The following is a 22330-nucleotide window of genomic DNA, read 5'->3' as shown; positions in this document are numbered from 1 at the left end:
CGGCCGCACCGGGTCCGGGCGAAGGAAAGGAATGGGCGCCGCGCCGGCTCACTCGGCCACCCGCACGGTGAACTCGCCCTCCGACACCCGCGCCCGCAGCTCGTCGCCCGGCGCCCCGGCGTCCGCGGGGGAGCGGACCACATGACCGTCCGGCCGCTGCAGCACCGCGTACCCGCGCTCCAGCGTCGCCGCGGGCGACAGTGCGACGACCCGCGCCCGGGTGTGGGCGAGCTCCGAGTCCGCCCGGTCCAGCAGATGCCCCAGCACCCGGCGGCTGCGTCCGATCAGCGCGTCGACCTCCGCCGCGCGCTCGTCCACCATCCGCAGCGGCTGCTGCATGGAGGGCCGGCCCAGCGCGTGCGCCAGCCCCCGCTCCTCCCGGTCGAGCAGCCCCTGTACGGTCCGCAGCGCCCGGTCCCGCAGCTGCTGCACCCGGTCCAGCTCCTCGCCCACGTCCGGCACGACCTTCTTCGCCGCGTCCGTGGGCGTGGACGCCCGCAGGTCGGCAACCAGATCGAGCAGCGGGGAGTCCGGCTCGTGCCCGATCGCGGACACCACCGGCGTACGGCACTCGGCGACCGTACGGATCAGCTGCTCGTCCGAGAACGGCAGCAGGTCCTCCACGCTGCCGCCGCCACGCGCCACGATGATCACGTCGACGTCCGGCAGGTCGTCCAGCTCCTTCACCGCCTGGACCACCTGGTTCACCGCGTGCACACCCTGCACCGCCGTATTGCGGACCTCGAAGCGCACCGCGGGCCAGCGCCGCCGCGCGTTCTCCAGCACATCGCGCTCGGCCGCCGACGCCCGCCCGCAGACCAGGCCGATCAGCTGCGGCAGGAACGGCAGCGGCTTCTTCCGGTCCAGGGCGAAGAGCCCCTCGGCGGCCAGGGACTTCTTCAGCAGCTCCAGCCGGACCAGCAGCTCACCGATGCCGACAGGCCGTATCTCCGTGGCCCGCAGGGACAGCTGGCCACGGGGCGCGTACCACTCGGGTTTGGCGAGGACGACGACGCGGGCGCCCTCCGTCACCACGTCCGCGATCCGGTCGAAGACCTGCCGGAAACAGGTCACGCTCACCGAGATGTCGTGCGACGGGTCGCGCAGGGTCAGGAACACCACCCCGGCGCCCGGCCGCCGCGACAGCTGGGTGATCTGCCCCTCGACCCAGACGGCTCCGAGCCGGTCGATCCATCCGCCGATGAGACGGGACACCTCGCCGACGGGCAGCGGGGCTTCCGCGGAGGTATTGAGAGCCATGCGAGCGAGCGTATCGGCCACCAAGGACAACGAGGCGGCCCTACACTGCCGGACCCCGCCCCCACTGCATCGCCAGCACCACCAGCCCCACCCCCAGCCAGCAGACCCCCACCACCTGCGCGCTCGTCGTCGCGCTGAGGATCACCGCGATCAGCACCCCCGCACCCACCACGGGCACCAGCACATGCCGCCACCAGCTCGGCGGCCCGTCCATCCGGCGTACGGCGAACCAGCCGACCACCGACGCGTGCAGCAGCACGAACGCCGTCAGCGCACCGATGTCGACCACCGACACCAGGTGGTCGAGGCCGTCGTCCCGTCGGGCCGCCCAGACCGCCGCCACCAGCGTCACGGCCGCGGCGATCAGGATCGCGGCCCGCGGCACTCCGGACCGCGGGTCGATCCGGGCCAGCAGCGAGGGCAGGCGCTGCTCCCTGGACATGGCGAACAGCAGCCGACCTGCCGCCGCCTGCCCGGCCAGCGCCGCGAACGCCGCCCCGATCGCCTTGCTGACCGCCACCAGGTCGTGCAGCCATGTGCCCACCGCGAAGTCCACCGTGTCGTAGAACGCCGACCCCTGCCTGGCCGGTTCCGCGGCCAGATCCGCCGACGTCATCGGCTCCAGCAGCGCCGCCAGATAGCCCTGCGCCACGAACAGCACCCCCGCGAGGGCCAGACAGAACAGCAGCGCCCGCGCCACCTTCTCCGAGCCGCCGGTGGCCTCCTCCGCGAACGAGGCGATGGCGTCGAAGCCCAGATACGAGAGCACGGCCACCGACACCGCACCGAGTACCGCCTGCAGGGAGAAGCCGGAGTCACCGGTCAACGGAGTCCACCAGCCGCGTTGCGCCCCGTCCTGGACGAGAACCACCACCGCCGACACCAGGAAGACCAGCAGCACCACGATCTCCATCGCGAGCACCGCGAAGCCGACCCGCGCCGCGGCCCGTACACCCCAGAGGTTGAGGAGCGTGGTGACGACCACCGCGAGCGCCGTCCACACCCACCGCGACACCTCAGGGACCAGCGAGTTCATCGCGATCCCGGAGAAGAGATAGGCGACCGCCGGGATCAGGAGATAGTCGAGCATCGCCATCCACCCGGCGATGAACCCGGGCCCTTCCCCGAGTCCCTTGCGCGCATATGTGAAGACCGAACCCGCCAGGGGCGCAACCCGCACCATCTGCGCGTAACTGAACGCGGTGAAGCCCATGACGACGGTCGCCGCGACGTACACGAGCGCGACCGCGCCGTCCGACTTCGCGTCGAGCGTGCCGAAGATGCCGACCGGCGCCATGGGGGCGATGAACAGCAGCCCGTAGACGACCAGATCCCGGAACCCGAGTGTCCGCCGCAGGGTCGCCCGGTCCGCCGTACTGCTGCCCGCCATGAACCCTCCGTCGGTCGCGCGGACACGGTCGCGTACGTGGCATACGTGGCATTGCAGGGCGTACACGTGGTGAACGTCGCGTACGGCTCAGTCTCCCGACCCGGCCGAACCCTCGCCTGTTCGGTACGGCCTTACGATGGGACGCATGACTGCTACGCCCAGCCCGTCACCCGCCGCCGCCCCGAGTGCGGGCGCCACGCGCCGCAGTGACGCCCGCCGTGTCCTGCTCGCCGCACCCCGTGGCTACTGCGCGGGCGTGGACCGTGCCGTGATCGCCGTCGAGAAGGCCCTGGAGCAGTACGGGGCCCCGATCTACGTCCGCCACGAGATCGTGCACAACAAGTACGTCGTGCAGACCCTGGAGAAGAAGGGTGCGATCTTCGTCGACGTCACGGCGGAGGTGCCCGAGGGCTCCATCGTGATGTTCTCCGCCCACGGCGTCGCGCCGACCGTGCACGCCGAGGCCGCGGAGCGCAAGCTCGCCACGATCGACGCGACGTGCCCGTTGGTGACCAAGGTCCACAAGGAGGCCGTCCGGTTCGCCAAGGAGGACTACGACATCCTCCTGATCGGCCACGAGGGCCACGAGGAAGTCATCGGCACGAGCGGTGAGGCACCCGACCACATCTCGTTGGTCGACGGCCCCGAGGACGTCGCCCGTGTCTCCGTGCGCGACGAGTCGAAGGTCGTCTGGCTCTCCCAGACCACGCTCTCGGTGGACGAGACGATGGAGACGGTGGACGCGCTGAAGGAGAAGTTCCCGCAGCTGGTCTCGCCGCCCAGCGACGACATCTGCTACGCCACGCAGAACCGTCAGATCGCGGTGAAGAAGCTCGCCGAGGACGCCGAACTGGTCATCGTCGTCGGCTCCAAGAACTCCTCGAACTCGATCCGCATGGTCGAGGTCGCCCTCGACGCGGGCGCCCCCGCGGCACACCTGGTGGACTTCGCGAGCGAGATCGACGAGGCCTGGCTGGAAGGCGTCACCACGGTCGGTCTCACCTCCGGTGCCTCGGTTCCCGACGTGCTGGTGGACGGCGTGCTGGAGTGGCTGGCCGAGCGCGGCTACGGCGACGTGGAGACGGTGAAGACGGCCGACGAGTCGATCACCTTCTCGCTGCCCAAGGAGCTCCGCCGGGACCTGCGCGCAGAGGCGGCGGCTCTCACCGCCGAGTGACGCCTTCCGTGCTCCCCGGGGGGAGCGACCCGTGCTCGGGGAAGGTGAGCGGGGTGCGGCGCCAGCCCGTACGGTGGACCGCATGCAGATCTTCGGCGTGGACATCGGCGGATCCGGGATCAAGGGTGCTCCCGTGGACCTGGACCGCGGAGACCTGGCGCAGGAGCGCCACAAAGTACTGACACCGCATCCGGCCACGCCCAAGGACGTGGCCGGATGCGTGGCCGAGGTGGTCGGCCACTTCGACTGGTCGGGCCCGGTCGGCATCACCTTCCCGGGCGTCGTCACGGGCGGTGTCACCCGCACCGCGGCCAATGTCGACAAGGGCTGGATCGACCATGACGCCCGGACGCTGCTCGGCGAGAAGCTGGGCCTTCCGGTGACCGTCCTCAACGATGCCGACGCGGCAGGGATCGCCGAAATGGCCTTCGGCGCGGGGCGCGGCCGCAAGGGGACCGTGATCATGCTGACGCTCGGTACGGGTATCGGCAGCGCGGTCTTCATCGACGGGCAGCTCGTACCCAACACCGAGCTCGGCCATCTGGAGCTGGACGGCCACGAAGCGGAGAAGCATGCCTCCACGAAGGCCAAGGAGGACGAGGAGCTGAGCTGGCACCACTGGGCGCACCGGGTGCAGAAGTACCTGGCGCATCTGGAGATGCTGTTCACGCCCGAGCTCTTCATCCTCGGCGGCGGAGTCAGCCGAAAGGCCGACAAGTTCCTGCCGCTGATCGAGCATGTGCGGGCCGAGATGGTGCCCGCCGAGCTCCAGAACAACGCGGGCATCGTGGGCGCGGCGATGGCGGCGGCAGGCAAATAACCCCTTGTACGCCCCTGTCCAGCCTTTGCCCCCGCTCCGCCCCTCCTCCGGTCTCAGGGCTTCGGACGCCGGGGAGGCCGGGCGGGGCGAGCCGTCTTCGTGGCCGCCCGCATCCGCCGCCGGCGCTGCCGCATCAGCCGGACCTTGCGTACGGAGGCGATGAGCCCGGCGATGAGCGTGCCGCCGTACAACCAGCCTGCATGGACGGCGAGCGCCGTGACCACCGCCATGGTCTGCCCGCCGAAGCCGCCCGTGCCGCCGGCGATCGGAATCACACCGACGGTGAAGGCGATCGGCACGCTGATCGGTGCGGTCACCAGGTCCGCGGGCCGCACCCAGAGCGCGGTCAGCGCGCTGACCGGCAGGAACAGCACCCCGTAGAGGATCGCCGAACCGTCGAACAGCAGCCAGTCGAGGCAGGCCAGCGCGAACATGACGGCGGCGGCGAACAGCCCCGCACCGATGCCGGTCAGTCGCGGATTGGGGAGCCTGCGCAGCGCGAGCAGGGCGGGCGGCACCCGTCGTGCCCGCCCGTCGGGCGTGGCCACCACCCGGTAGACGGTGGTGGCCTCGTCGATGGTGCTCTGCGGGGACAGTGGGGCCTGTTGCGAGGACTGCCGGCGCTGAGGGGGACGTGTTCTGGGCTGCTCCACCGGGACAACGTAGGTCGCGAGGTGGGAGGGAGGAGGCGTTGGACACGCCCTTTGGGTGAGCTTCGCGGTGAGTTCGATGCCACATGGTCGAACGGGAACCGCATCGGCCCCTGACCGGACGCGTGAGTACCCGCTCGCCCCCGCCCGTAAACTGGAGAATCGGCCCACCCGTCCTTACTCCAGGAAGTCGCCAACGTGTCGCTCACGATCGGAATCGTCGGTCTGCCGAATGTCGGCAAGTCGACCCTGTTCAACGCCCTGACCAAGAACGACGTGCTGGCGGCCAACTACCCGTTCGCCACGATCGAGCCGAACGTCGGCGTCGTCGGTGTCCCGGACGCCCGTCTGAACAAGCTGGCCGAGATCTTCAGCTCGCAGCGCCTGCTCCCGGCCACCGTCGACTTCGTCGACATCGCCGGCATCGTCCGTGGCGCGAGCGAGGGCGAGGGCCTGGGCAACAAGTTCCTCGCGAACATTCGCGAGTCGGACGCGATCTGCCAGGTCATCCGGGCCTTCAAGGACGAGAACGTCGTCCACGTCGACGGCAAGGTCTCGCCCAAGGACGACATCGAGACGATCAACACCGAGCTGATCCTCGCCGACCTCCAGTCCATCGAGAAGGCCGTCCCGCGCCTCACGAAGGAGTCCCGCCTCCAGAAGGAGAAGGTCGCGGTCCTCGCCGCGGTCGAGGAGGCCCAGAAGATCCTGGAGTCCGGCGAGACGCTTTTCGCCGCGGGCATCACCGCAGGCACGGAGAAGGGCAAGCTCCTCCACGAGCTGCACCTCCTCACCACCAAGCCCTTCCTCTACGTCTTCAACGTCGACGAGGACGAGCTGGTCGACGAGGACTTCAAGAACGAGCAGCGTGCCCTGGTCGCCCCCGCCGAGGCGATCTTCCTCAACGCCAAGATCGAGTCCGAGCTGATCGAACTCGACGACGACGAGGCCCTCGAACTCCTCCAGTCCATGGGCCAGGAAGAGCCCGGCCTGGCCACCCTCGGCCGCGTCGGCTTCGACACCCTGGGCCTGCAGACCTACCTCACTGCAGGCCCGAAGGAAGCCCGCGCCTGGACGATCAAGAAGGGCGCCACGGCCCCCGAGGCGGCCGGTGTCATCCACACCGACTTCCAGAAGGGCTTCATCAAGGCGGAGATCGTCTCCTTCGACGACCTGGTGACGATGGGCTCGGTCGCCGAGGCCCGCGCGAAGGGTAAAGCCCGCATGGAGGGCAAGGAGTACGTGATGCAGGACGGCGACGTGGTGGAGTTCCGCTTCAACGTCTGATCGATGCGTTACTGCGCGCGTCGCCTTTCGTCGTGTTCGCAGGTGGCAAGGGGTCGGCTCGTTCGGGAGTCGGCCCCTTGCTCGTTACCCGGGCCGGACAGGTACTCGATCTTCTGAAGCATCGTCACCTGAGCATGGGCTGGAAGGAGCAGTCCTCCTCGTCGGGAGAGTCCGGTAGGAAGCCGTCGGGGACGGTGCGGGCGGCGGAGGCGAGGAGGCGGTCCAGGTCCTCCGCGAGCCAGCCTTCCGCGGGCGGCGGGCGCATCCAGTCGGGCAGTGCGGCCATGAGCCAGGGCTGGCGAGTGCAGCCGTCAAGAGGGGTGTTGTGCTGCTGATTCATAATGGGCGCGTGGATGTCGTCGGGATACTTGAGGCCGCCGCGCTGCTGGTGCCCGAAGGCGTTGCGACCGACAACGACGTCACGGTTTCCGATGTCTGGGACTACCTCGCGCACGACGAGTGGGAAGTGGCGTTCGACCTGCTCGAGGAACTCGGTGACGGATGGACGGCACCGAAGGGCTTCTGGGAGCAGCTGGAACGTGTGGCGGTGATGCTGGGGCTCGAACGGAGCCGGGAGTGGTGCCGGTGGCGGGGTACCGAGACACGAGTGGGCGTCATCCGGGCTGATCTCGTGCTCCTGCCGACCGGTGAGACGTTCCGGCGCGCTCCGATCCCCGGAGCCGGGGTGCTGCGGCCGATGTGGGACATCGGCCACCGGAGGGAGGGCGGGGCGTCAGACCTGGACATCGCCCGCGTGTGGGTCGAGTTCGGTCCTGACCTCGTACCCGGCGCTCGGGCGCCAGTGCGTCTCCTGCCTTTGACGCCCGCGCGGTGGAGGCATCTCATCCCGGGGGATCGGATTACGCTGTACGAGACTGCGGTGGCCGGCGGGTCGGCGTCGATCCTGGAGGTACACCCTCCAGAGGTGCAGGGAGACCTCACTCCACGGTGTTTACTCGGCTGACCTGAGCCGCGCCAGGACGGTGTTTTCGTAGGTGTAGCGCTGCAGTGCGCGTCCCTTTCAACGTCTGGTTGACCTGGCGAAAGGGAGTGCCTGACCTGTGGTGGCGCGGGCTTGGCGGTCTTTGTGGTCCGCGGTATCTCAAGGTAGCCGACGCACTCACGCCGGATCCACGATCCGGCGCAGTGGCCGGCCGAAGCGGCGAGCCCGGACCGTTGCCGGATGTGGATTCGGCAGCCGCATCGCGGCATCCGAAGTAGTCGCGGTGCCCCGCTCGGTCGGCGTCGGCCACCCTGGACAGACACCTCGAGACAGGTGTACGGGGTGCTCCAGGCGGATGCGGATCGCAGAGCGCGATCCCGTTCCGCTCTACCCGGTCTCTTCCTCGGATGCCGGCTGAAGCCAGTCGCTGTCGGGGCGCGCGAGGAGGCGGGCGTTGGTGTACGCCATGGCAGTGGTGAGGACCGTATGGCCGCGATAGAACTCACCCTGCCGGGAGACGACCAGTGCCAGATCGACCACGCCGACGGACTGCAATGACAGGGGCAGCAGTAGTTGGACGGTGTCATGAGTCGGATACCAAGAGGGCACCGCGGCCTTGTAGTTGCGACGTACACGGTCCACGGACGCGTCGACCGCGCCCTTCAGTGCCATGCGAGCGAGGTACGGGTTATTGCGCAGTGCCTCCGGGAAGCGTTCGAGGTTCCCGGTCTCTTCGTTGAGGATGTGGTCAACGTTTACGACGAGTTCTCGCCGCCAGTCGTAGACGTAGTCCGCAGGGTCCTCGGTGTAGGTCACGAACTCGGGACGCAGCGAAGGCGGGAAGTGGTCCATGAAATCGCGCTTACTCGCCTCAACCCAGCTGACGAAGGCCCATTGCTGGCTGTCGGAACGGCTGTTGCGGCGAAACAGTCCGTAGATCGTCTCCTGCTGGGGTGTCGCCAAGCCCGTGTTGAAGGCGGAGTACGTACCGCTGGAGCTGGCCGAGAGCTTCTCCTGCCGGCGTGCCCGTTCGAACGTCCACCGGATGTAGTTGCGCAGGATTCGGATGCTTCCCACAGCCTCAGGGGAACGTCCGTCCCAGTCCTCAGGCTCTGCCATCAAGGCCAACTGGTCGTAGAGGTCCGGCTTGGCCGCGGGGCCGGCCAATGTCTTGCGGACGTAACCCATGTACGCGTACTCGAACAGGGCGTTGCCGGGCCGGCGCACCCGTATCTCCGGGGTGGGCGCGCCGGCCTCGTGGTTCTGCTTCAGCTTTGCAAGATCCGCTGGTGACGGCAGGGGCTGCTTGTCGGTGGTCACTACCCATCCTTATGACATCGGGGAAAGCTTCAGCACGCGATGATCTGGGGTGGAACAGGCTAGATCCGGGTTGTCAGGTACGTCAGCGGATTCGGCCATGCGGTCACGATCCGTTCCCAGCCCCTTCTCGCGGACATTTCGAGCACTGCGATCGTTGGTCCAGGGGATGACCTGCTCCAAGAACCGCTCGGGGGGACCACATGCGGTGCCAGTCCAGGGCCCATGCATCTGCGAGGGTCGAGAGCTGTGCCGGTGCTCCGGGCAAGGACGGTCAGTCCCCCGCTGCCACTTCAGGTGCCGAGGCTGCGGGCGAAACCGGGCGTACGCCGACCTTCGCGTAGCCGCAGTGAGGTAGCTGCGGCTACGGGCGGGATCAGCCGTCTGTGAAGTCGCACCCAGCGCTCCCAGGGGCGGTGCATTTCGATCCGCGAGCGCATTGCACGGAGTCTGACGGCTCACCCCTCACCCTCGCCGGTGGGCTGCCTCCACCGCCCTCACGCCCCCGTCGGCCACGATGCCGTCGCCGATCCGCGATCGCGCACTCCGCGCCTGCCGCAGTGGCAGTAGGAGGTGAAGTAAGATTCAATCTACGTAAGAATGTATCTACGTTAATGATCCCAGGGGTGCCTCGTGGAGTTCCAAGGCCGGGCCGGAGATCTTGAGCTGTTGGCTGAGCAGTACCGGACAGTGGCCGAGGGGGTTGGAGCCACCCGGGGGCGGGCCGTGATCATGACGGGTCGGCGTCGCGTGGGGAAGTCGCGACTGGTCCAGGAGTTCTGCGACCGCTCGGGGGCGCCGTACGTGGTGTTCCAGGCCACCCGGGGGCGCAACCCTGTGACGGAGCGCGCCGACTTTGTCGCGACCCTCGCGCAGTCACTGCTGCCGGGGGCGGAGTTGGTCGCCGGCCTCCAGGCGCAGGACTGGAATCAGGCCCTGCGCTCGCTGGCACTCGCGGTACCCGATGACTCACCGAACATCGCGGTGATTGACGAGGTGCCCTGGCTGGTCGAGCAGGATCAGGAATTCGAGGGCGCACTCCAGACCGTCTGGGACCGTCACCTGTCTTCCAAGCCCGTGCTTCTGCTGCTGGTCGGCAGCGATACATCGGTCATGGAGGCACTGCAGTCGTACGGCCGCCCGTTCTTCGGCCGGGCAGCGAAAATGACCGTTCAGCCCCTGAACCTGGCCGACGTGCAGGCCATGACCGGGCTCGATGCCGCGGAAGCTGTCGACGCCCAGTTGATCACCGGCGGCTTCCCCGAGATCGTGCAGTCATGGCGGCCGGGAATGGGGCGGACGGCCTTCCTGCAGGCTTCGGTCACCAATCCTCTCTCGCCTCTGCTGGTGGCCGGTGAGCTGTCCCTGCTGGGCGAATTTCCCGAGGCTTCGCACTCGCGAGCCGTACTGGAAGCGGTCGGCAGCGGAGAGCGCACGTTCAGCGCGATCGCAGCCCAAGCCGGCGGCGCCGGCGCGCTGCCGTCCGGCACGCTCTCCCCGCTGCTGGCCACGTTGCAGGCCAAGCGCGTCCTGGCCGCCGATCTCCCCCTGTCCGTCAAGCCGGACAGCAAGAACAAGCGCTATCGGATCGCCGACCCGTATCTACGGTTCTGGCTGGCCTTCCTTGCGCGCGCGATCCCACTCATCGAGCGTGGCCGCGGTGACTTGGCGTTGGAACGCATCGAGCGGTCATGGACCACTTGGCGCGGGAGAGCGGTCGAGCCACTGATCCGCGAGTCCTTGCTGCGTCTGATGCCCGATGACGAGTGGCCCGGGACCGAGGCCATCGGCGGTTGGTGGAACCGTCAGAACAACCCCGAGGTCGACCTCATCGGTGCAGACCGTGCGCCGGTGGCCCGGCAGGTGCACTTCGTCGGGTCGGTCAAGTGGCTTGAGACCCAGCCCTTCGGCCGTCATGAGTACGAGGCCTTGGTGCGCGACGTGCTCGCCGTCCCCGGTGCCGCGCCGGACACTCCGCTGGTCGCGGTCTCCCGCTGCGGTGTGGCCGACGATCTGCCGCTGGCCGCGCACTGGGGACCTGAGGACCTCGTACGGGCGTGGCGGTCCCGATAGCGGCAGAGCCCGAAGCCCCCACCTCACGAGCGCCCCCGGCCACGCACATCCGTCCGGTCCCGCCGGTCAGGAGGGCGCGCCGGCCAGGACTTCCACCTTGCCGGTGTCCAGCGAGTAGTAGGCGCCGACCACGGCGAGGGCGCCCTTTCCCACGAGTGGAGCCAGGTCCTGGTTGGAGCGCAGGTCGGCCGCGGTCAGCGTGACCTGGGCGCGAGCCATGGTCTCGACCGGATCGGTACCGCCTTCCCGGACAGCCTGCTCGTACGCCGGCCGCAGCGCCTTGGTGATCGCCTCCAGGTTTCCCGGCAGCGGTTTGCCGTCACGGATGGACTCGTATGCCGCCTTGACGGCGCCGCAGCGCTGATGGCCGAGGACGACGACGAGCGGAGTGCCGCTCGTCATGGGCCCGTACTCCACGGAACCCGTGACCACCGGGCCGACCGCCTCCCCGCCGGTGCGCATCACGTAGAGGTCGCCCAGCCCGGTGTCGAAGAGGAGCTCAGGAGGTACCCGGGAGTCGATGCACGAGAGGATCGACCCGAAAGGCTCCTGCGTCTGAGCCACGAACTCGCGCCGGTCCGGATCCCGGTCGGGATGGTGCAGATCTCCGCTCACCCAGCGCTTGTTGCCGTCCATCAGCCTCGTGAACGCCTCGGTGGGCGTGGACGGCCGCGCCTGCGGCGAAGCGCTGCTCGTCGGTGAAGCGCTCGCCGACGGGGCGGCGCTCGACGACGAGCACCCCGCAAGCGCGACCGTGGCGACCGCAAGTCCGCCTGCGAGCAGAGCCCTGCGATCCGGATGTCCCGTTCTGTCCATCGGTCGTTCCCCTCGGTCCGCTGAGCCACGTCCTACGTCTCGACCAGGGCGATTGTTCAACGCGGCGTGGGAACCCGACGGCAGGCGCACGAGGACATGGGCTGCTTTGCCACCGACGGCCCAAACAGCCCGTGCGGGCAGCTGATCGAGCACCTGATGCGCGAGGCGGGCCCGATCCGAGTGACACGACTCCTCGAAGCTCCCCTGAGCCGCAGCCCGGGCCTCCCTCCCAACGCCCCGTCAGGCCGTTGTCCGGGACATCCTCCGCCCGCCCGGCATCCACGGAGCCCCTCCTGCCCGAGTCGGCCCTACGCGGTTTCGGCAGCCGGTGTCGGCTTCCGGACGGGGCACGGTCCGTGGGCAATCGCGGCCATGAGCGAAGAGTCGATACGGAGTTACCTGGCATCGGTCGAGAGCCGGCTGGCGGCCGACGGCTGCGGACCGCGCTGGGAGGACTGGGCGGGCGCGCCTGTCCTCGTCGGCCGGAGGGCCGACTTCCGGACGCGCTGGGCGGCCACCAATCTGCATCTGTTCACCGTGGCCGCCGCCGTGCCCGAGATCACCGACCCGGTCGTCGACACGTTCACCACACAGGTGCTCACGTACGCCAAGAAGAACAAGGGCGGGCTGCCCGTCGGCATGCAGACCGGCGTCGCCTGCTTCCCTGTGCTGGTCAGCGACCGGATCGACCCGGCCGCGATGGCGTGGGCGGAGGGGAAGCAGCGCAATCGGTTCGCCTGTTTCGCCCGACCGGTCGTCGTCGACAGCGCCCAGGGGTACGTTGGGATGTGCCGGGGGAAGCCGGCCATCGGGCGCGCTTGTGCGGGGCACCTCGTCGAGAAGGGTGCACGCTGCTTCCCGCCACAGGGCTGAGCCGTGGATCCGACCGGAAGAGGCCGGGGTTTCACCGTCCGGCATCGACGCGCCCTCGGCCTCGATCGTCAGCCGCATGTGCCACGCCGAGCACCGGCAGCGTCGAGGGAGGAGATCGAGATGTCGTATCCGGAGCCGATCTATGCGGACGGCAAGGGAGAGATCAGCGCCACGTACCGGCCGGTGAGCACGGCTCCGAACTTGATGTCCGGCAACGGGAGCGCCACCCACTATCTGGCGACCACCGAGAGCACGCACGGCGAGTTCGGCCTGTACCGGATGGACATGGTGCCGAAGGCCGGCGGGCCGGCCACGCACTTCCACCGGTCGATCTCGGAGTCGTTCTTCATCCTCGACGGGACGGTGCGGATCTACAACGGCGACCGGTGGATCGACGCCACGCAGGGCGACTTCGTGTACGTACCGCAGGGTGGGCTGCATGCCTTCCGGAACGACTCCGACGCGTCGGCGTCGATGCTGCTGCTGTTCACGCCGGGTGCGCCGCGCGAGGAGTACTTCGAGAACCTCGCCCAGACCGCCGAGTGGTCGCCGGAGGAGCGGGCCGAGTTCTTCATCAAGCACGACACGTACTGGACGGACTGACCGGCAAGGCGGGTCACCTGCAGTCCGGTTGTGGCGTGCAGGCGACCGCGTGCGAGGTCAGGGCGCCAGGCCCGTCTTGAGGCCGGCGCCGCACAGCGGTACGACGACGCTGCGGTCCGTCCAGTGGCCGACCGCCGCCCAGCAGGCGACGCCGGTCGTCTCGACGTAGAAGCCACGGGCCGCCAGGTCCAGCTGCGCCTTGCGGATCTGATCCTCCGTCACAGTGAGGAACGTGCCACCGGACTCCCTCACCGCCGCCAGGATCTGGCGTGCGCGCGGCGGCCGGGGGATGGCGATGCCTTCGGCGAGCGTGGGCCCGGCCGCGCTGCCGGGGTCGTCGAGCAGGCCGTCCGCGCCCGCGTGGAAGGCGGCGGCCAGCGGTGAGACGGCCTCGGCCTGTACGGCGATCAGCGCCGGCTTCTCGTCGATCAGGCCATGGGCGTGGAGCTCCGCGGTGGCCAGGGCCGCGCCGAGGAGCAGCGTGCCGTTGCCGACCGGTACGGCGACGGCATCGGGGAGGCGCCCGCCGAGGTCTTCCCACATCTCGTAGACGTATGTCTTCGTGCCGTGCAGGAAGTACGGGTTGAAGACGTGCGAGGCGTAGAAGGTGCCGGGGGAGTCGGCGGCGGCCCGGGCGGCGTGTGCGGTGGCCTCGCGGTCGCCGGGGACGATCTCCAGGTGGGCGCCGTGGGCCCGGATCTGTTCGGTCTTCTTCGGGGAGGTGCCCTCGGGGACGTACACCGCGCAGGGCAGCCCGGCCCGCGCGCAGTAGGCGGCTACGGCGGTTCCCGCGTTGCCGCTGCTGTCCGCGACGACGCGTTCGGGGGAGAGGCGCCGGGCGAGTTCGGCGAGCATCACGGCGCCGCGGTCCTTGAAGGAGAGCGTCGGCATCAGGAAGTCGAGCTTGGCGGAGACCGCGCCGGTGAGCGGCACGAGCGGCGTGCGGCCCTCCCCGAGGCTGGTGGCGGGTGCGGTGAGGGGCAGTACCTCCTCGTAACGCCACAGCGAATTGACGCGTCCGGCCAGGGAGTTGAGCGAGACCCGGCCAGTGGCTTCGAAGTCGAGGTCCCAGGGGCCGCGGCAGACCGGGCAGCACCAGGTCAGGCTGGTGGTCTCGGCGCGGGTTCCGTCCTGCGGGCAGAGATAGGTGGCCATGACCGCCAGCATGTCAGGCGTGTGGCGGACGCATGGCAATGGATTGTCAGGGTCGTACTTCTGGGCGCTGCGGTTCCGATGCCGCGTCCCACAGGGTTTTCGTGAGGCGCCGAACACGTGGGGGCGACCGCATCGGCGGCCGCCCCCCCCCCACGCCCCTGCTGACCAGTACCCTGTGGGCTGCTTCCGGGTACCGGGTCAGTGTCGGCCGAGGCCCTGGTCGACGGCGGTCATCAGCTCGCCGTCGTCCGTGTCCCCGTCCAGCGACCAGAACATCGCGCCGCCCAGACCGTGCCGGCGGATGTACGACGTCTTGGTGCGCAGTACCTGCGGGTCGTCGTACGTCCACAGGGTCGTGCCGTCGAACAGCCACGCGTGGCCGTTCCTGACATCCCGATGGATCTTGTACGTACCGGATTCGGCCAGCTTCTTGAGGGCCTTGTAGTCCTCGTAGCCCGCAGCCCAGGTGGCGGGTGCGGGGGCCGAGGCAGGCTGGCCGAGACCGTCGCCGCCACCCGTCACGCCCGTCCAGCCCTGACCGTAGAACGGCATGCCCATGACCAGCTTGCGGGCCGGGGCGCCGCGCCTGATCCAGTCGCGCACGGTCTGGTCGACGCTGAAGTCGCCCTTCGCGTACAGCGCGGACTGCTGAGCCGTGGTCGTCTCGCCGGACACATGGAAGTCGTAACCCTGCAGGTTCACGAAGTCGAAGTCCCGCATGATCCGGCGGACGTCGAAGCCTGCATCGATCTTGGCCGGAGCGGTGGGGACGAACGCCGACAGCTCGTAGTGCTTGGGCCTGCTGCCGTGCCCCTTGCTCTCCTTGGCGGTGCTCTTCGCGTACGCGTCGAGCTGGGTGCGGAACTCGTGCACCAGCGCGGTGAAGTTCCGCTTGTCCTCGGGGCGGTAGACCGTGTCCGTGTCGCCGGCGGAGCCGGGCCACTCCCAGTCGATGTCCACGCCGTCGAAGAGACCGGCTGCCGCGCCGTCGCCGCCGCGCGCCCCGTCCACCGGCAGATTGCCCTTGAAGTACAGGTCGATGCAGGAGGAGACGAAGGCCTTGCGGGAGGCTGCGGTGCGGGCCGCGTCCGAGAAGTGGGTGGACCAGCTCCAGCCACCCAGGGAGATCATCACCTTGAGGCCGGGGTGCTTGGCCTTCAGCTCGCGCAGCTGATTGAAGTTGCCCGCGAGGGGCTGGGTGTCGGTGTCCGCGACGCCGTCCACCGACCCTGCGGCATCCAGTGGACGGACGTAGTCCGCCCAGGCGTCGGCCTCTCCCGGCACATTGCCGGTGAAGCACTTGCCGTCGGCGCTGACGTTGCCGAAGGCGTAGTTGATGTGGGTGAGCTTGGCCGCGGCGCCGCTCGTGTCCAGATCCTTGACCTGGAAGTCGCGTCCGTAGACACCCCATTGGGTGAAGTAGCCGACGCGCTTGTAGGTCGCGGAACCGGAGGAGTGGGCGGGGGAGGCGGGGCCTCCGGAGGCGGAGGCGGCGGGTGCGATCCCGGCCACCAGCGAGAGGGCGCAGGCGGCAATGGCCAGTCTGGACAGGGTTCTTCGACGCATGGGGCCCGTTCCTGTGGGTGCGCTGAGAGGTGCGAGAGCCGTGCTGTGTGGTGAGGAAACTATTGGTCTGGACCAAAACGGGTCAAGGGGTTGGCGGTGATCGGGTGTGATCGAGGGGACCCGTGGCGCCCGAGTCGGACCGAACGTGACCGGGACTCCTGTGGTGACCAGGGCCTCGATATGCGCAGGGCAGCGCCAGATCATCACTTCGGGTGAAACTTTGGCCTGTGCTTGCGGTGCACAACCGACGGTTGCCAGGCTGTTGCAGACTGTCAACCTGTTGGGAGTGGCCTGTGACATTCGGTGAGCAGCCCGCCTATCTGCGCGTTGCGAGCGATCTGCGAGAGAAGATCGTCAACGGTTCGCTGCCGCCGCACACGCGCCTGCCGTCGCAGGCCCGTATCCGCGAGGAGTACGGCGTCTCGGACACCGTCGCGCTGGAGGCACGGAAGGTGCTGATGGCGGAAGGGCTGGTGGAGGGGCGCTCCGGCTCCGGTACGTACGTGCGTGCGCGCCCGGTCCCGCGTCGCATCGCCCGCTCCGGCTACCGGCCGGACGCGGGGGCCAGTCCGTTCCGCCAGGAGCAGACGGCGGAGGGGGTGCGAGGGACTTGGGAGTCCCGCAGCGAACAGGAGGAGGCGGGCCCGGAGACCGCCGACCGCCTCGGTATCGAACCGGGGGACCGGGTGATGCGTACGAGATACATCTTCCGGGAAGCGGGGGAGCCGATGATGCTCTCCACCTCCTGGGAACCCCTCGCGGTCACGGGACGCACGCCGGTGATGCTGCCGGAGGAAGGCCCGCTGGGCGGCTGTGGGGTGGTCGAGCGGATGGCCGCGATCGATGTCGTCGTGGACAACGTGGTGGAGCAGGTCGGCGCGCGCCCGGGGCTGGCGGAGGAGCTCCTGGCGCTCGGTGGTGTGCCGGGCCATGTGGTGATGGTGATCGGGCGTACGTACTACGCATCGGGGAGGCCGGTGGAGACGGCTGACGTGGTGGTTCCCGCCGACCGCTACCGCATCTCCTACCACCTTCCCGTCAGGTGACCGGTGTGCCGGGCCCTGCCGGGCGGCCGGTGCGCCGAGTTCCTGTCGGGTGACCGATACCCGGACGGTCCGGCCGGCGCTCGTGATGACGAGTTGACGCCCACTCGGTTCCCGTAACCGATGGGCAATCACCGACCGTACCGGCTTGTCATGTGCCGCTCCTGCCTTCCCGTTCGTACCCGCACACCGGACCGACGAACGGGAAGTCACCGATGACGGACACCGCCGCCCCCTCACGACGACGCCCCAGTCCCCGGAGGCAGTTGGATACCGGGACTGCCAAGCCGCCTCCCCTCAGGCGCAGTTACGCGAAGCTCGCCTCTGACGAAAGCCGCGAGGACTACTCGCTCCGCTACGCACCCCACTCCTTCCGACGCTGGTCGCCCGCGATGGTCGCGGGCACCGCACTCGGTGGGATCGCCTGTCTCGCCGACTTTGCGATCGGCCTCAATCGTCTTCGCCTACGGTTTCACCAGCGGCTTCGCCTCGGCCTGACCGCCGCGACGATCGTCTTCCTCGTCGGCACATCGATCGCCCGGGCCTGTGCGAAGTACGGGGTGGAACTGGTCACCTGTGGTTCGAACGCGCCTATCTGTATGCGGTGAACCCGGTCGGATTCGGTGCGATGGTGATCGCCTCAACCGTCTCGATCCTCGCTTTCTTCGGGCTGTTCGGCGCCTACGCGGAGGCCTTCTCGACCTTCATCGCGGCTGGACTCTCCCTGACTCTCTGCCCGTTGATCGCCTGGGCGACAAAAGGGAAGTACTACCTGGCCCGCCCCAACCCGGTGAACGGCCCGGGCGTCGAGATCGAAGACATCACGGCCACCCATATCTGTTCCGTTTGCGACACCGCCTACGAACTCCCGGACATCGCCGACTGTCTGTCTGCTCGCTGTGCTGCTCGCTGGACGCGGAATGCGGGGACGTTCGCCGCAATGAGCCGACAGCCGGTCCGGTCCGCATGCCGATGCCGACGATCCGGACGGCAACGGCAACGGCAACGGCAACGGCGTCGGCGGAGGCGAAGGCGTAAGCGGCGCAAGTGATCCGTGTGGCACAAGGGGGCGCATCAGGATGACTGCGCCCCCTTGTGATGGCCGGATCGGTGTCTCTTTGTGTAATTACGTATCCGTTGCGTGAAGGTCAGGCGTACGCTCGGGCATATGCGTACTGCGGTTTCCTGGGGATCCTTAGAGTCGTGCAGGCCGTTCAGGGGAGGGGCGCGATGCTCGGGAGGGACACGATGAGCGACGGCGGGGCCGTGCTCCCCTGGCTGGTGATAAGGCAGGACGACAACGGCAACAGGTACCGCGTTGGCAGATATGCCACGCAGGCCGAGGCGCAGAAGATCGCCGACAAGCTCGACGGCCGCGGCCACAAGCAGCTGTATTGGGTCGAGCGCCTGGGGCAGAACGCCCGTCCATGACTGCCTTCCCCGGCCGCCGCTTCGGGGGGCGGGGCGGCCGGCGGTGCGCGAGGCGGTGCGGGTCGGGGTGGAGTGGTCGCGGCGGGTCGGAGCGTCGTGGTCGGGGGTTACGCTCCGGCGTATGAACGATCGCGTGGTGGTGGCCGGAGCCGTCTACGACCAGGGGCGCATGTTGGCCGCGCGCCGCAGTGCCCCGCCTGAGCTGGCGGGCCGCTGGGAGCTGCCCGGGGGGAAGCTGGAGCCGGGGGAGACCGGCGAGCAGGCGCTCGTGCGTGAACTCCGCGAGGAACTCGGTGTGGAGACGGAGCCGCTGGAGCGCATCCCCGGCGAGTGGCCGCTGGCGCCCGGATATGTGCTTCGGGTGTGGACGGCACGACTGGTGTCCGGTGTGCCCGCCCCGCTCCAGGACCATGACGAACTGAGATGGCTCGGACCGGGCGAGAGCGACGCGCTCGACTGGCTGGACCAGGACCGGCCCGCCGTGGCCGAGGCCATGCGCCGTCTGCCGACCGGAACCGCCGTGACCGGAACCGACTCGGCTGGAGTCACCCCTGACCGGGACGCCCCGACCGGGCCTCTGTCGGACGGCGCGCGCCACTGACCGCGCGCCCCCTCTCTGTGCGCGCACGCCGCCCTACACCCGTACGCCCCACATGTCGATTCCAGCGATAGTCCACCCCGAATATCGGGTATGGGCTGATTAGTCCCCTTAAACAGAACGTTCCCTGTTTGCTGGTCTTGGGAAGTGATCGGCGTGATCGATACCGAAGGCGACTGCGCCGAGTGGACCTTTCCGGCCGTGCCGGGGGCTGTGCGCACCGCTCGGCATGCGGTCCACGAGGCGCTGCGCGGCTGGGGGCTCGACGCGACGGTCGGCGATGTGACCGTTCTGCTGGTCAGTGAGCTGGTGACCAATTCCATGCGTTACACCTCAGGCCCCATCGGTGTGCGACTCGTACGCCCCCAACCCGACGGCGAAGGTCCGGACGCCCGTCCCGGACTGCTGGTGGAAGTCTCCGATCCGCTTCCGGATCCGCCCACCGAACGTGCTGCCGGACCCGATGACGAAGGGGGCCGAGGGCTCCAGCTCGTGGCCCGCTCCGCCTGCCGCTGGGGGACACGGCACGGAAAGAGCGGCAAGACGGTGTGGTTCGAGCTGGCCCTCCCTGGTTAGGAGTGGGGTGGGACGCACAGCGATCACAAAGGTCGGGAAGTACCTGTCAGTACCTGGCCGAAAGGGACTGAGACCGTGCTGTGATCGTGAACGCCGTGTCGGTAAGGGCCGTAGTGCTGAATACTGCGGGCAGGACCGGTCCGGTGTGTGAGCTGGAGGGGACGGTCGCGTGAGCGAAATACCTGGGACAGCGGGCAATGTCGTGTGGCAGAGCAGCCCGCCTGGCTCGATCTATGACTACATCAGGGTCGCCTCCTTCTCGATCGGCCCCGACGGGCTGATCGAGCAGTGGAGCCGCCGGGCCGCCGGTCTCTTCGGCATTGCCGCAGACGAAGCGGTGGGCAGGGATCCGGTCGAGGCCTTCATGCCCTCCGAGCTGCGCACCGACGGCCATCGCCGGGTCGGCGAGATACTCGACGGCAAGGAGTGGACGGGCCTCGTCCCCTTCCGCATGCCGGGCGACAACGCCGTTCACGGCCTCGCCGAGCTCTATGTGATGCCCAGTGAGACGGGGAGCGGAGAACGGGCCGCGCTCTGCATCGTCGTGGATGTCCGCGCCCTGCGTCGTATCGAGACGGACCTGGCGGCTTCGCAGGCCATTTTCGGCCAATCTCCCTTCGGTTTCGTGTTGTTCGGCACGGACTTCACGGTCGTACGAGCCAACCAGCGCTTCGCCACCGTCTTCGGCGGCCAGGCCGACGACCACCGCGGCCGCACGGTCGACGACTATCTGGCCCGCCCCGAGGCCGAGCGCCTGACCGCCACCCTCAAGCGGGTCCTGGAGACCGGAGACTCCGTCACCGATCTCCAGCTTGTCGGCACCGCACCCGGTGACGAGGAGAGCCGCCACTGGTCGATGAACCTCTACCGCGTGCACAGCGGAGCAGGCCGGCCCGTCGGTGTCGCCGGGCTGGCCACCGATGTCACCCGCCGCCATATCGCTGCCCGCGAGGCTGCCAGCGCCCGCCGTAACCTCGCCCTCCTCAACGAGGCCAGTGCCCGCATCGGCAACTCCCTCGACCTGGAGACCACCGCCCGCGAACTTCTCGACGTGGCCGTACCCGGCTTCTGCGACCTCGCCTCCGTCGACCTCTACCAGGGGCTGCTCACCGGCGACGAGGCACCGCCCGGCAGGTGGGGCTCGCTCCGCCAGGAGCCCGTCGGCGGCTCCGCCGAACTGCGCCGCGTCGGCTTCGCCAGCGCCGTGTCGGACGCCGTTCCGGACAGCACCGCGACCGACGGGGACACCGACCCGCCGGCACTGGGCGCAGTCCACCGCTACCCCTTCAACTCCCCCTGCGCCAAGGCTCTGCGTACCGGCCGGGTCAAGAACGTCCCCGGAGACGACCGCGGTTTGGTCCAGTCCACCCTCGCCGTGCCGATGGTCGCCCATGACACCGTCGTCGGCCTCGTCCAGTTCTCCCGTACGAAGGGCAGCGAACCCTTCGGCGAGCGCGACCGTGCCCTTGCCACCGAGCTGGCCGCCCGCGCCGCCGTCTGTATAGACAACGCCCGCCTCTACCGGCGCGAGCACGAACGCGCACTCATACTCCAGCGCAGCCTGCTGCCACCCGGCGACCCCGAGGCCGCGGGCCTCGACATCGCCTGCCGCTATCTGCCGGGCAATGCGGCGACCGAGGTGGGTGGCGACTGGTTCGACGTGATCGAACTCCCCGGGCATCGCACCGCCCTGGTCGTCGGTGACGTCATGGGCCGCGGGCTGCGGGCCGCCGTCGCCATGGGTGAACTGCGCACCGCCGTAAGGACCCTGGCCCTCCTCGACCTGGAACCCGCCGAAGTGCTCTCCGCGCTCGACGAGGTCGCCCGTGGCCTAGGCACCCCCGGTGGCAGCACCGCCTCCGACGGCGTCGGCGGTGGCGCCCAGTGGCCCTCGAGGGCCTCCCACAAGTCCCGCGACGCCGACCTGTCCGAGGTCTACCTCGCGACATGCGTCTATGCCGTCTACGACTCGGTCACCCGGCGATGCACCTTCGCCAACGCCGGTCACCTCCCCCCTGTTGTGGTCGAGCCGGGCGAACCGGCGCTGCTGCTCGACGTCCCGCCCGGGATGCCGCTCGGCGTCGGCGGCGAACCCTTCGAGGAGGTCGAGGTCGAACTCAAGGAGGGCGCCCTCCTCGCCCTCTACACCGATGGACTCGTCGAATCCCGTGACCATCCGCTCGACGAAGGGCTGCAGGCTCTGCGCAACGCCCTCGTGGAACCCGCGCTCCCCCTGGAGGACGTCTGTGACCACGTCCTGAGCACCCTCGACACCCGGCACGGCGAGGACGACATCGCCCTGCTGATGGCCCGCATCCAGGGTCTGCCGGCCGACGCGGTCGGCGACTGGCGGCTGCCGCGCGAACCCCGGTCCGTCGGTCGCGCCCGCGAACTGGCCCGCAGCCAACTGATCGCCTGGGACCTCGACGATCTGGTGGACACCACCGAACTCCTCGTCAGCGAGCTGGTGACCAACGCCCTGCGGTACGGCGAGGGCGAGATCCGGCTCAGGCTGCTGCGTGACCGTACGCTCGTGTGCGAGGTATGGGATGCGGGTCTCGTCCAGCCACGGCGACGCCGGGCGCGCGACACGGACGAGGGCGGGCGCGGGCTGCAGCTGGTGGGGCTGTTGAGCGCGGCTTGGGGTTCGAGGCGGACACCGCGCGGCAAGACCGTCTGGTTCGAACTGCCGCTGCCCGACGGGCAGCCGGCCGCCGAGCGCACGGTCGAGCAACTGTTGAGCATGTTCTGA

21 protein-coding genes and 1 pseudogene are annotated in these 22330 nt (G+C 69.1%); 14 read left to right on the top strand and 8 right to left on the bottom strand.

Annotated features, from left to right (window positions below; translation table 11 throughout):
- Positions 1-48: 48 nt before the first annotated feature.
- The gene (gene xseA, locus OG963_RS18385) at positions 49-1260 is read right to left on the bottom strand and encodes an exodeoxyribonuclease VII large subunit (protein WP_267002379.1); all 1212 of its coding nucleotides are present in this window, start codon (positions 1258-1260) and stop codon (positions 49-51) included.
- 40 nt (positions 1261-1300) lie between these two features.
- Positions 1301-2650: an APC family permease gene (locus OG963_RS18380; RefSeq protein ID WP_093772889.1), complete on the bottom strand. Its 1350-nt coding sequence runs from the start codon at positions 2648-2650 to the stop codon at positions 1301-1303.
- Positions 2651-2786: 136 nt separating this feature from the next.
- On the opposite strand from OG963_RS18380, the gene OG963_RS18375 reads away from it, so the two are divergent.
- Positions 2787-3827, top strand: a complete 1041-nt coding sequence (locus tag OG963_RS18375) for a 4-hydroxy-3-methylbut-2-enyl diphosphate reductase (protein WP_371799248.1) — start codon at positions 2787-2789, stop codon at positions 3825-3827.
- 82 nt (positions 3828-3909) lie between these two features.
- The gene (ppgK, locus tag OG963_RS18370; protein WP_030915089.1) at positions 3910-4647 is read left to right on the top strand and encodes a polyphosphate--glucose phosphotransferase; all 738 of its coding nucleotides are present in this window, start codon (positions 3910-3912) and stop codon (positions 4645-4647) included.
- Positions 4648-4700: 53 nt separating this feature from the next.
- On the opposite strand, the gene OG963_RS18365 is transcribed toward ppgK, so the two are convergent.
- Entirely contained in the window at positions 4701-5195 is a 495-nt protein-coding gene (locus OG963_RS18365) for a DUF6542 domain-containing protein (protein ID WP_177309213.1), read from the bottom strand.
- A gap of 300 nt (positions 5196-5495) precedes the next feature.
- Between OG963_RS18365 and ychF the strand changes: the two genes are divergently transcribed.
- Positions 5496-6584: a redox-regulated ATPase YchF gene (gene ychF / locus OG963_RS18360; RefSeq protein ID WP_093772887.1), complete on the top strand. Its 1089-nt coding sequence runs from the start codon at positions 5496-5498 to the stop codon at positions 6582-6584.
- Between the two features lie 214 nt (positions 6585-6798).
- Here ychF and OG963_RS18355 read toward each other — a convergent pair.
- Positions 6799-6870: pseudogene (locus OG963_RS18355) on the bottom strand (Uma2 family endonuclease); the annotation flags it as partial.
- Positions 6871-6933: 63 nt separating this feature from the next.
- Between OG963_RS18355 and OG963_RS18350 the strand changes: the two are divergent.
- A complete protein-coding gene (locus OG963_RS18350) occupies positions 6934-7548 on the top strand; it encodes a hypothetical protein (RefSeq protein WP_319330221.1) in 615 nt (204 codons plus the stop codon).
- A 366-nt stretch (positions 7549-7914) separates the two neighbouring features.
- Here OG963_RS18350 and OG963_RS18345 read toward each other — a convergent pair whose 3' ends face one another.
- Positions 7915-8847 (bottom strand): DUF3825 domain-containing protein, encoded by a 933-nt coding sequence (locus OG963_RS18345; protein WP_319330223.1) that lies wholly within the window; start codon positions 8845-8847, stop codon positions 7915-7917.
- Positions 8848-9477: 630 nt separating this feature from the next.
- On the opposite strand from OG963_RS18345, the gene OG963_RS18340 reads away from it, so the two are divergent.
- A complete protein-coding gene (locus tag OG963_RS18340) occupies positions 9478-10917 on the top strand; it encodes an ATP-binding protein (protein ID WP_371799247.1) in 1440 nt (479 codons plus the stop codon).
- 66 nt (positions 10918-10983) lie between these two features.
- On the opposite strand, the gene OG963_RS18335 is transcribed toward OG963_RS18340, so the two are convergent.
- Positions 10984-11733, bottom strand: a complete 750-nt coding sequence (locus tag OG963_RS18335; protein ID WP_177309205.1) for a carbonic anhydrase — start codon at positions 11731-11733, stop codon at positions 10984-10986.
- 372 nt (positions 11734-12105) lie between these two features.
- Here OG963_RS18335 and OG963_RS18330 point away from each other — a divergent pair, with 372 nt between their 5' ends.
- A complete protein-coding gene (locus OG963_RS18330; RefSeq protein WP_371799246.1) occupies positions 12106-12606 on the top strand; it encodes a levansucrase in 501 nt (166 codons plus the stop codon).
- A gap of 120 nt (positions 12607-12726) precedes the next feature.
- Positions 12727-13209 (top strand): cupin domain-containing protein, encoded by a 483-nt coding sequence (locus tag OG963_RS18325; RefSeq protein ID WP_093929461.1) that lies wholly within the window; start codon positions 12727-12729, stop codon positions 13207-13209.
- Between the two features lie 57 nt (positions 13210-13266).
- On the opposite strand, the gene OG963_RS18320 is transcribed toward OG963_RS18325, so the two are convergent.
- Entirely contained in the window at positions 13267-14364 is a 1098-nt protein-coding gene (locus OG963_RS18320; RefSeq protein ID WP_256223436.1) for a threonine synthase, read from the bottom strand.
- Positions 14365-14562: 198 nt separating this feature from the next.
- Positions 14563-15930 (bottom strand): glycoside hydrolase family 18 protein, encoded by a 1368-nt coding sequence (locus OG963_RS18315; RefSeq protein WP_371799245.1) that lies wholly within the window; start codon positions 15928-15930, stop codon positions 14563-14565.
- Positions 15931-16223: 293 nt separating this feature from the next.
- Here OG963_RS18315 and OG963_RS18310 point away from each other — a divergent pair, with 293 nt between their 5' ends.
- From OG963_RS18310 to OG963_RS18280, 7 genes are all read left to right on the top strand, one after another.
- Positions 16224-16976: a GntR family transcriptional regulator gene (locus OG963_RS18310; RefSeq protein ID WP_093772863.1), complete on the top strand. Its 753-nt coding sequence runs from the start codon at positions 16224-16226 to the stop codon at positions 16974-16976.
- A gap of 263 nt (positions 16977-17239) precedes the next feature.
- Positions 17240-17581 carry a hypothetical protein gene (locus OG963_RS18305; protein WP_371799244.1) on the top strand — a complete coding sequence of 114 codons (342 nt, stop codon included), beginning with the start codon at positions 17240-17242 and terminating at the stop codon, positions 17579-17581.
- The gene (locus OG963_RS18300; RefSeq protein ID WP_371799243.1) at positions 17578-18024 is read left to right on the top strand and encodes a hypothetical protein; all 447 of its coding nucleotides are present in this window, start codon (positions 17578-17580) and stop codon (positions 18022-18024) included. Before OG963_RS18305 ends, OG963_RS18300 begins: the two co-directional genes overlap by 4 nt.
- Before the next feature lie 179 nt (positions 18025-18203).
- Complete coding sequence (locus tag OG963_RS18295; RefSeq protein WP_093773393.1) at positions 18204-18404, top strand: SPOR domain-containing protein; 201 nt, start codon at positions 18204-18206, stop codon at positions 18402-18404.
- A gap of 121 nt (positions 18405-18525) precedes the next feature.
- Positions 18526-19005 (top strand): (deoxy)nucleoside triphosphate pyrophosphohydrolase, encoded by a 480-nt coding sequence (locus OG963_RS18290; protein ID WP_362269838.1) that lies wholly within the window; start codon positions 18526-18528, stop codon positions 19003-19005.
- A 144-nt stretch (positions 19006-19149) separates the two neighbouring features.
- A complete protein-coding gene (locus tag OG963_RS18285) occupies positions 19150-19578 on the top strand; it encodes an ATP-binding protein (RefSeq protein WP_030915157.1) in 429 nt (142 codons plus the stop codon).
- 202 nt (positions 19579-19780) lie between these two features.
- On the top strand, positions 19781-22330 hold the full coding sequence (locus OG963_RS18280) for a SpoIIE family protein phosphatase (protein ID WP_093772861.1): 2550 nt from the start codon (positions 19781-19783) through the stop codon (positions 22328-22330).

The sequence above is a fragment of the Streptomyces sp. NBC_01707 genome, from assembly GCF_041438805.1.
In the GTDB taxonomy this organism is placed as follows: domain Bacteria; phylum Actinomycetota; class Actinomycetes; order Streptomycetales; family Streptomycetaceae; genus Streptomyces.
This window is presented reverse-complemented; position numbering and strand designations above follow the sequence as displayed.